A 9,309-nucleotide genomic window follows, 5' to 3' on the forward strand; every position below is an offset into this window, starting at 1 on the left:
CTGCCGAAGGCTGCGATCTTTTGATCTTGATCTGCAAAAAAGCCAGGATCAAAAGATCGCAGCCTTCGGCAGCTCCTACAGGGGAGAATTGTGTTTTGGCGGGCAATAAAAAACGCCCCCGGCCTTTCAACCGGGGGCGTTTTTGGTGGTGGGGGAAAGTTACTTAACTTTCACGCCTTCCAGCGAGATGTCCAGATCCGCAGTTTGCGAGGTAGGACCTGGGCCCTTGATCCCGAAATCGTTCAGGTTCAGGGTGGTGGTGGCGTTGAAGCCAGCACGCTCGCCGCCCCATGGATCCTTGCCTTCGCCGTTGAACGTGGCCTTGAAGGTCACAGGCTTGGTCACGCCATGCAGGGTCAGGTCGCCAGTCACGTCAGCAGTCTTTTCACCGGTCGATTTAACGGCGGTGGAGACGAACTTGGCATCAGCAAACTTGCCAACATCGAGGAAGTCTTTGCTGGCGATGTGCTTGTCACGCTCAGCGTGGTTCGACCACAGACTGGCGGTTTTCACGTCTACAGCGATCTTGCTGGCTTCAGGCTTGGCCGAATCCCACGAGAACGTACCGTCGAAATCTTTGAAGGTACCGTGGATGAAGCTGTAACCCAGGTGGCTGATTTTCCAGTCAACGAAGGCGTGCTGGCCTTCCTTGTCGATTTTGTAGTCCGCTGCCATGGCCTGAGCCGAGAGCAGTACAGAACCGATTGCCAGAGCGGCCAGAGTCTTTTTCAACATGCTTTCTTTTCCTTTGAGTCGAGGTTGAATTTCAGGCTTTGCGACCGAGCATTCGCGTCAGGGTCACATCACGATCGATAAAGTGGTGCTTCAAAGCTGCCAACGCATGGAGACCGGAAAAAATTACCAGTATCCACGCCAGCCACAAGTGAATCACCCCAGCGGTATCTGCCTGATCCGGTAGCCCGGAAAGCAGTGCAGGAACTTCAAACAGGCCAAACACCGGGATCCCGACACCGTCTGCGGTGGAAATCAGGTAACCGGCAATCATCACAGCGAACAGCGCGAGATACAGAAACCCGTGACCGAACTTGGCGCCGAGACGGGTCATGCGGCTGTAGCTTTGCAGCGTCGGCGGCGGTGGGCTGATAAAGCGCCACAGCACCCGTAACACCATCACGGCCAGCAATACCAGGCCGATGCTCTTGTGCAGATCCGGCGCCTCTTTGCGCCAGCTGCTGTAGTAATCCAGCCCGACCATCCACAGACCCAGCGCAAACAATCCGAAGACCACCAGCGCCACGCCCCAGTGCATGAAGATGCTGACCCAACCGTAGCGCGAAGAAGAGTTACGTAGCTGCATTGCCCAAATCCTGTGAGAACTGCGAACCAAGACTAGCGAGTTATCTATCGAATTAAAGCGGAAAATTTCGCTTTGAAATATCGAGAAATACGATCAAGAGTCTGTAAGTGGCGTGTTAAGGAAAGATTAACGGGGAAAGTGTGGCGGGATGTTGTTTCTAAGCAATGGATTTGTGTTGTCTGAGCGGGCGCCTTCGCGAGCAGGCTCGCTCCCACAGTTGATCTCATTCCTATTGAAAGTACTCGGTCAAATGTGGGAGCGAGCCTGCTCGCGAATGCTGACTGTCAGGCAAAAAAAAGCGCGGCATAAACGCCGCGCCTCTTCATTCACCGCAAGGCTTACTGCGCCTTGGTCTCGGTCGTTGCAGCAGGCTTGGCCGCTGGCTTCTTCGCCGGCTCAGCCTTCTTCGCTGCCGGTTTCGCCGCAGGCTTTTTCGCTTCGGTTTTAGCCGCCGGCTTCTTCGCCGCAGGCTTGGCCGCCGCTTTCTTCGCTGGCTCAGCCTTCACCGGTGCCGCAGGCTTCGGTGCTTCCACCGGTGCTGGCGCAACTGCAGGAGTCGGCGCAGGTGCTGGTGCGACCGGAGCAGGAGCCGGCTCTGGCGCCTTCACTGGCTCAGGCTTCTTCTCGTCATCCGAACCACCAAACAGGTTGCTGAAGAAGTTGCCCTTCTTCGCCGCCACGGCACCCGCCGCCGCTGCTGCAGCCGGCACCACTTTCACCGGTTCAAACGATTTTCCCGCCGCCAGATCTTCAACCTGACTGGCCGCACGCTGACCGGTGCGCAGTGCGCCTTCCAGCGTGCCCGGGTACAAGGTGTCGGTGTGTTCGCCAGCGAACGCTACGCGTTGCAGCGGACGTTCCCACAGGCGCCAGAACTTGCTGATCTGGCCCGGGCCGTAAGCCAGGTAAGCGCCGCCCATCGACGGGTCGGTGCTGTAGCGACGGATTTCATAACCGGTGAACGAGCCACGGGCCTGTGGATAAAACGCGTGCAAACGGATCAGTACCTGATCGACCATCTGCTTGTCGCCGAACGCCTGCATCACGCGGGCATTGTCGCCAGACAGGTTGATCACCACGTTGGCGCCGCCCTTCAGCGCAGGTTCGATCCACAACATGCCGAGACCGGTGTTGCTGTAGATCTCGCCGGACATGCGCGCCTTGGGTTCCCACACTGGCGTCTTGAACTTCAGCATGATCTGGTCGCGCCAGCCGTAGTTGGTGCCTTTGATGGCGGCCATGTGCTGGGCGTCCAGCGCCGGCGTCAGGGCAATCTTGTTCAGCGCACGCAGCGGCACGGCCAACACGACGTAGTCAGCCTGATAACCAACGCTGCCGACTTTGACGGTCACGCCGTCCTTGTCCTGAACGATCGCCGATACCGGCGAGTTGGTCTTGATGGTTTTGATCTGTTTGACGAACGCCTGCGCCAGCACCTGGCTGCCGCCGACCAGACGCGAAGCACGCAGGTCACGGTCGGAAACGCCGCGATAAACGCGGTTCTGCTGCGCGAAGTACAGCAGCGACAGACGCGAAGGTTCGTCGTAGTGAGTGCGGATGTCCTGGTTGATCAACTGACGCGCAGTGGCCGGCAGGTTCTGCCGGTCGAGCCAGCTCGCCACGGTGATCTGATCCAGCGCGTGCAGGGTGTTGGTCGCGGCCGGGTTTTGCGGATCATCGATCGAACGCGCCAGGTCATCGACGGTTTTTTCGTAACGCTTGATCGCTTCAGCGGTGGCCGGTTGCTTGGTCGCCAGATCAGCAGCGGAGAAATACTCGCCGTCGATCAGATAACTCGGCGTACGCACGAATTCCGGCGCCGGCGTGGTGCCCAGCTTGAACGTCGACACGTACTTGTTCAGCACCGGCTGCGTCTTGTCGTTGCCGATCCACTCGCTGGTGGCCATGCCCGAGCGCCCGCCCATGCTCGGTTTGGCTTCCAGCAGCGTGACCTGCCAGCCCTTGTTTTGCAGTTCGTAAGCGGCGGTCAGACCCGACAGGCCGCCGCCGATCACGATTGCAGTTTTATCCTTGGCCAGCGCCGTAACGCTGAACAGCCCCAACATCACCAGCGCACAGGCGCGCAGCCAACCGACAGACATTCAGCGAACTCCGGAAATACCACAGAAAAAAGCAGTTGTGCGGGTCAGACGACCCAAAGAACCGCGAAGAATACGTTAGCCATCAAAACGCCGCCAGCGACGTCTATCGGCTCATACAAAGTAGCTCAATCGACACAATGGGTTGTTCCCGCGCGATGCATTGCATAGGCTTGCGCGATTGTTTGCCCGCGCCTGACGCGAGCCGCCTCGAGGAGACTGTAAATGGGCCTGAATAACCAGTGGATGCAACGTGACCTCGCGGTGTTGTGGCATCCCTGCACCCAGATGAAAGACCACGAACAGCTGCCGCTGATCCCGATCAAGCGCGGTGAAGGCGTGTGGCTCGAAGACTTCGAAGGCAAGCGTTACCTCGATGCGGTGAGCTCGTGGTGGGTCAACGTATTCGGCCACGCCAACCCGCGCATCAACCAGCGCATCAAGGATCAGGTCGATCAGCTGGAGCACGTGATTCTGGCCGGCTTCAGCCATCAACCGGTGATCGAGCTGTCCGAGCGTCTGGTGAAGATGACGCCGCAAGGCCTGAACCGGGTGTTCTACGCCGATAACGGTTCGTCCTGCATCGAAGTCGCGCTGAAAATGAGCTTCCACTACTGGCTCAATCGCGGCCAACCGAACAAAAAGCGCTTCGTCACCCTGACCAACAGCTACCACGGCGAAACCATGGCGGCGATGGCGGTCGGCGACGTGCCGCTGTTCACCGAAACCTACAAAGCGCTGCTGATGGACACCATCAAAGTGCCGAGCCCGGATTGCTACGGCCGCCCCGAAGGCATGAGCTGGGAAGAACACTCGCGCAACATGTTTGCGGCCATGGAACAGACCCTGGCAGAGAATCATGACAGCGTCGCGGCAGTGATCGTCGAGCCGTTGATTCAGGGCGCTGGCGGCATGCGCATGTATCACCCGGTGTATCTCAAGTTGCTGCGTGAATCCTGCGATCGCTACGGCGTGCATTTGATTCTCGACGAAATCGCCGTTGGTTTCGGTCGCACCGGGACGATGTTTGCCTGTGAACAGGCCGGCATTCGCCCGGACTTCCTCTGCCTGTCGAAAGCCCTGACCGGCGGCTACCTGCCCTTGGCGGCGTGCCTGACCACCGATGAGGTCTACAGCGCGTTCTACGACGACTATCCAACCCTGCGGGCCTTCCTCCATTCGCACAGCTACACCGGCAACCCGCTGGCGTGCGCGGCGGCACTGGCGACGCTGGATATCTTCGAGCACGACAACGTCATCGAGAACAACAAGGCCCTCGCGCAGCGCATGGCCTCGGCGACGGCGCATCTGGTCGATCACCCGAACGTCTCCGAAGTGCGCCAGACCGGCATGGTGCTGGCCATCGAGATGGTCAAGGATAAAGCCACCAAAGAGGCCTACCCTTGGCAAGAGCGTCGCGGTTTGAAGGTGTTCCAGCATGCGCTGGAGCGTGGCGCGTTGCTGCGTCCGCTGGGCAGCGTGGTGTATTTCCTGCCGCCGTACGTGATCACCCCGGAGCAGATCGACTTCCTCGCCGAAGTCGCCAGCGAAGGCATCGACATTGCTACGCGTGACAGCGTCAGCGTCGCCGTGCCAAAAGACTTCCACCCCGGTTTCCGCGATCCGGGTTGATCCGGTTTACTCGCTCGTTCCCACGCTCCGCTTGGGAATGCAGCCCGGGACGCTCCGCGTCCCAAAGCGGACGCAGAGCGTCCATTGAGGCATTCCCACGCAGAGCGTGGGAACGATCTAATCTGAGAGACCCGAAATGAGACTGTCCCGCTTCTTTATCGACGCCCCCCTGAGCACCGGCGAACACGAATTGCCGGAGGCCCAGGCGCATTACATCAGCCGCGTGCTGCGAATGGCCGAGGGCGATGCGGTGCAGATGTTCGACGGTTCCGGCCATGAGTTTCGCGGCGTCCTGCTGGAAGTCGGCAAGAAGCGCGTGACCGTGCAGATCAACGAGCAGTTCGCCGGTCAGGTTGAATCGCCGCTGCACATCCACCTCGGTCAGGGTCTGTCCCGTGGCGAGCGCATGGATTGGGCGATTCAGAAAGCCACCGAACTCGGCGTGAATGAAATCACGCCGATCTTCAGCGACCGCTGCGAAGTCCGCCTCAAGGACGAACGCGCCGATAAACGCCTGCTGCACTGGCGTCAGGTGGCGATCAGCGCGTGTGAACAATGTGGTCGTTCGCGAGTGCCGGTGATTCATCCGCCGGTGTTGCTGGCAGACTGGATCAAGCAGACCGAAGCCGAGTTGAAACTAGTGCTGCACCCGGTGGCGGAGCCGTTGGTGAGTCATGCCAAACCGGCGACGCTGGCGTTTCTGATCGGGCCTGAGGGCGGGTTGACGGATGCTGAGGTTGAGCAGGCCAAGGGCAACGGTTTCCATGCGGCCCGGCTTGGGCCGCGGGTATTGCGCACAGAGACTGCGCCGGTGGTTGCATTGGCGGTGGCTCAGCAGTTATGGGGTGATTTTTAGGGCCCTAAAAGATCGCAGCCTTCGGCAGCTCCTACACAGTATTCCCCTGTAGGAGCTGCCGCAGGCTGCGATCTTTTGATTTTACTGAACCGGATCACTCACCGGTTTGGCAATAATCGCCTTCAACTCGCTGGTCATCGGAAACTCCAGGTTCAACCCCTTCGGCGGGATCGGCTGTTCAAACCAGCGCTGATAAATCCCGTTGATCTCCCCCGAACGATACAGATCCGCCAACGCGCCATTCACCAGCGCCAGAAACTGCGGATCATCCTTGCGCACCATGCAGCTGTAGATTTCCCGCGACTGCTCCTCCCCCACCACCACCCAGTTATGCGGATCGCGCGCCTTGGCCCGCTCGCCGTAGAGCAGCGCGTCGTCCATATAGAACGCCGCTGCACGTCCCGACTCGAGCATCTGGAACGCCTCGCCATGATCCTTGGCGCTGATCACTGACATATCGAGTTTGTGATCGTGGTTGTAGCTCTTCAGGTAGCGCTCGTTGGTCGTGCCCGCCGTGGTCACCACGTTCTTGCCGCGCAGGTCGTCGAAGCTTTTGATGCCGCTGTCCTTGGCCGTCAGCAACTGGCCTTTGACGTAGATGAACCCATAGGAAAACGACACCTGTTTCTGCCGCTCGGCGGTGACGCCGGTGGAGCCGCACTCAAGGTCGACCGTGCCGTTCTGCACCAGCGGAATCCGTGTCTGCGAAGTGACGAGGTTGTACTTCACCTTCAAATCCGGCCGCGCCAGTTGCTGCTGAATGCGCTCGACAATCTTGCCCGCCAGATCCACCGAATAACCCATCGGTTTGCCGGTGTTATCGCCCACGTAAGAGAACGGCACCGAGGCGTCGCGATAGCCCAGGGTGATGCTGTTGGCGCTGGCGATCTTGCCGAGCGTGCCGGTCAGCGGCGCCTCATTGGCGTGGGCCTGACTGCCGATCAGCAGTCCCAACGTACAGGCAAGCAACGTGATTTTTTGCATTGTTATTCTCCGTTGTCGGTGTGGTTGTTTGAACGGTAAAGCGTTGATCAATCACGCCGCACGGGGATTAAAACCGTGCAGATCAATTGACGTGTGTTGTTGGCCGATCAGCTCGCTGAGCAACTGCCCGCTGCCGCACGCGAGAGTAAAACCGAGCGCACCGTGACCGAGATTCAGCCACAGATTGCGATAGGCCGTGGCGCCCAAAAGAGGCACACCGGTTGGCGTCGCCGGGCGCATACCAGCCCACTCGGTTGCGGCGTCGTAGTTTCCGGCCTCGGGAAAAGTGTCGCGGGCCTGACGTTTGATCAGCGCCAATCGCTGCGGATCGACCGCCGGATCGAAGCCAACAATATCCACCATCGCCGCCACGCGCAGTTGTTCGCCGATGCGCGCGTAAACGATCTTGCGGTCGTAGTCGGTGATGCTCACGTCCGGCGCGCGGTGCTCGCTGCCGATCGGCACGGTCAGGCTGTAGCCCTTCAACGGATACAGCGGCAAACGCAAACCGGGCAGCGCCAGCAATGAACTGCGATGGCCGGCGGCGATCACCAGTTGCTCGACGGGCAGCGTTTCACCGCCCAACTCGATAGCGGTGACCGCGCCGTTACTGTGCCGAATCGCGGTCACCGCTTGGCCGAGGCGAAACTCGCAACGCCCGGACGCCTTCAATCGCGCCGCCAGTTGCTGACAAAAACCGTGGCAATCGCCGACCTCTTCTTCCGGCGTATAGATCGCACCCACGAACGGCGCATCGGCCAGCGCCGGTTCCAGTTGCGCGCATTCGCTGGCGGACATCACCTGCTGTTGCTGCGGATCGGCCAGACCATTGCGTGCATGCTCGAAGCTGCCGGCATTGCGGAAGGTCACCAGTTTGCCGTTGCGCCGCCAGTTGAATCCGTCCAGCCCATCGTCCTCGCGCCAGCGCTTCAGCGTGCTCTGACTGAACAGCGCCAGACGCAGCAGATGCGCGGCATTTTCACGGTTGACCGAAGTGCGACAGGCGGCAATAAACGCCGCCATCCAGCGCCATTGCGCTGGATCCAGACGCGGACGCAGCTTGAGCGGTGAGTCGCCGCGCAGCATCCAGCCAATCGCCTGCACCGGCACCCCGGCATCGGCCAGCGGCGCGACGTAGCGATAGGACAACTGGCCGCCGTTGGCAAAACTGGTCTCGCTGCCGAGGGAATCCCGCGCCTCGATCACCGTCACCTCAAAACCGTCGCGCACCAGCGCATACGCCGTTGCCAGACCGATCACGCCACCGCCGATGATGCACACACGCTGAGCCATTGCTGCCTCTGAATCCTGCTAAAGACGCATCCGAGGTTAGAGCCAGGTGACAGCCGCCGGACAATGAATAAAGATGCCTTAACCATAAACAAAGGTTATGGACTCGCCATGCGTCTACGTCACATCGAGATTTTCCAGGCCATTCGCCAGACCGGCTCGGTCAGCGGCGCCGCGCAGTTGCTGCACGTCTCGCAACCGGCGGTGAGCAAAGTGTTGCAGCACGCCGAGCAGCAACTGGGGTTTCCGTTGTTCCTGCGCGTACGTGGCAAGTTGCAGGCGACCCCGGAAGCGCTGGAGCTGGAGCGCGAAGTCGACAAGGTCACGGAAAGCCTGCAAGGCGTGCGGCGTCTGGCGCAAAGCCTGCGTCGCGAGCCGGGACACAGTTTGCGCATCGGCGCGACGCCGGCGCTGGCCTTGTCGCTGCTGCCGCCGGCAATTCATCAGTGGACAACGCGCTACCCGGACATCGCTTGCGAACTGTCCAGCGCGCACAGCCGTGAGCTGATGCAGAATTTGTTGATGCGTGAAGTGGATGTTGCGCTGACCTTGCAGTTGCCCGATCACCCGGGTCTGAAGGCGCAGGCGCTGGCGTCAGGGGTGTTGGTGGCGTTGGCACCGAAAGATTTCTGGCCGGTTGAAGAGGCAGGAAAACCTCTGCCGTTGATGGCGCTGGCGGGGGCGTCGTTGATTGGTTTGTCGAGTGCCGATCCGCTGGCGGCGCGGCTCGACAGTTACCTGGAAGCGGTCGAACCGCCGCCGTTGGTGCGGATCGCCGTGCAGACGTATTCACTGGCGCGGGCGATGGTGGAATCCGGTGCGGGGGTGGCGGTGATTGATCCGTTTACTGCGCTGGGGGCTTCATCGGCAACTACCACGATTCGCCCGCTGGCCCCGCCGCTGCCGATCACGCTGTACGCCGTGACCCGCGCCAGCGAACCACCGCCGCATACCCTCAACGATCTGCTGAAAATTTTCAGCGATCGCGCGCAAGATCAACTCAATAACCTAAACCCTGCATAGAACTAATGTGGGAGCGAGCCTGCTCGCGAATGCGGTGTTTCATTCAACAAAGATGTTGCCTGAACTGACGCCTTCGCGAGCAGGCTCGCTCCCACAGGGGATTGGAG

The 9,309-nt window shown here is 60.2% G+C and carries 8 protein-coding genes and 1 pseudogene; 3 read left to right on the plus strand and 6 right to left on the minus strand.

The features are described from left to right. Positions 1–159: 159 nt before the first annotated feature. The 3 genes from QMX93_RS27955 to QMX93_RS27965 form a co-directional block, all read right to left on the minus strand. A complete protein-coding gene (locus tag QMX93_RS27955) occupies positions 160–735 on the minus strand; it encodes a YceI family protein (RefSeq protein ID WP_282358743.1) in 576 nt (191 codons plus the stop codon). Positions 736–766: 31 nt separating this feature from the next. Next, positions 767–1,318 carry a cytochrome b gene (locus tag QMX93_RS27960; RefSeq protein WP_053124660.1) on the minus strand — a complete coding sequence of 184 codons (552 nt, stop codon included), beginning with the start codon at positions 1,316–1,318 and terminating at the stop codon, positions 767–769. Positions 1,319–1,656: 338 nt separating this feature from the next. Further along, positions 1,657–3,420: a flavin monoamine oxidase family protein gene (locus tag QMX93_RS27965; RefSeq protein WP_282358746.1), complete on the minus strand. Its 1,764-nt coding sequence runs from the start codon at positions 3,418–3,420 to the stop codon at positions 1,657–1,659. A gap of 222 nt (positions 3,421–3,642) precedes the next feature. On the opposite strand from QMX93_RS27965, the gene QMX93_RS27970 reads away from it, so the two are divergent. Together QMX93_RS27970 and QMX93_RS27975 are read left to right on the plus strand one after the other, a co-directional pair. Then, positions 3,643–5,049 carry an adenosylmethionine--8-amino-7-oxononanoate transaminase gene (locus tag QMX93_RS27970; RefSeq protein WP_282358747.1) on the plus strand — a complete coding sequence of 469 codons (1,407 nt, stop codon included), beginning with the start codon at positions 3,643–3,645 and terminating at the stop codon, positions 5,047–5,049. Positions 5,050–5,185: 136 nt separating this feature from the next. Further along, positions 5,186–5,905 carry a 16S rRNA (uracil(1498)-N(3))-methyltransferase gene (locus tag QMX93_RS27975; protein WP_282358748.1) on the plus strand — a complete coding sequence of 240 codons (720 nt, stop codon included), beginning with the start codon at positions 5,186–5,188 and terminating at the stop codon, positions 5,903–5,905. Positions 5,906–5,986: 81 nt separating this feature from the next. Here QMX93_RS27975 and QMX93_RS27980 read toward each other — a convergent pair whose 3' ends face one another. Continuing rightward, the gene (locus QMX93_RS27980; protein ID WP_212550141.1) at positions 5,987–6,889 is read right to left on the minus strand and encodes a transporter substrate-binding domain-containing protein; all 903 of its coding nucleotides are present in this window, start codon (positions 6,887–6,889) and stop codon (positions 5,987–5,989) included. A gap of 51 nt (positions 6,890–6,940) precedes the next feature. Next, complete coding sequence (locus QMX93_RS27985) at positions 6,941–8,182, minus strand: D-amino acid dehydrogenase (RefSeq protein ID WP_282358752.1); 1,242 nt, start codon at positions 8,180–8,182, stop codon at positions 6,941–6,943. A gap of 108 nt (positions 8,183–8,290) precedes the next feature. Between QMX93_RS27985 and QMX93_RS27990 the strand changes: the two genes are divergently transcribed. After that, a complete protein-coding gene (locus QMX93_RS27990; protein ID WP_282358754.1) occupies positions 8,291–9,202 on the plus strand; it encodes a LysR substrate-binding domain-containing protein in 912 nt (303 codons plus the stop codon). 8 nt (positions 9,203–9,210) lie between these two features. Here QMX93_RS27990 and QMX93_RS27995 read toward each other — a convergent pair. Next, positions 9,211–9,309 (minus strand): annotated as a pseudogene (locus QMX93_RS27995) (metal ABC transporter ATP-binding protein); the annotation flags it as partial.

The organism is Pseudomonas sp. PS01303 (assembly GCF_029959385.1).
GTDB classification, from domain to species: domain Bacteria; phylum Pseudomonadota; class Gammaproteobacteria; order Pseudomonadales; family Pseudomonadaceae; genus Aquipseudomonas; species Aquipseudomonas rustica.

Coding starts and splice junctions, on each gene's coding strand:
- QMX93_RS27955 (WP_282358743.1), bottom strand. CDS start 735: ATGTTGAAAAAGACTCTGGCCGCTCTGGCAATCGGTTCTGTACTGCTC.
- QMX93_RS27960 (WP_053124660.1), bottom strand. CDS start 1,318: ATGCAGCTACGTAACTCTTCTTCGCGCTACGGTTGGGTCAGCATCTTC.
- QMX93_RS27965 (WP_282358746.1), bottom strand. CDS start 3,420: ATGTCTGTCGGTTGGCTGCGCGCCTGTGCGCTGGTGATGTTGGGGCTG.
- QMX93_RS27970 (WP_282358747.1), top strand. CDS start 3,643: ATGGGCCTGAATAACCAGTGGATGCAACGTGACCTCGCGGTGTTGTGG.
- QMX93_RS27975 (WP_282358748.1), top strand. CDS start 5,186: ATGAGACTGTCCCGCTTCTTTATCGACGCCCCCCTGAGCACCGGCGAA.
- QMX93_RS27980 (WP_212550141.1), bottom strand. CDS start 6,889: ATGCAAAAAATCACGTTGCTTGCCTGTACGTTGGGACTGCTGATCGGC.
- QMX93_RS27985 (WP_282358752.1), bottom strand. CDS start 8,182: ATGGCTCAGCGTGTGTGCATCATCGGCGGTGGCGTGATCGGTCTGGCA.
- QMX93_RS27990 (WP_282358754.1), top strand. CDS start 8,291: ATGCGTCTACGTCACATCGAGATTTTCCAGGCCATTCGCCAGACCGGC.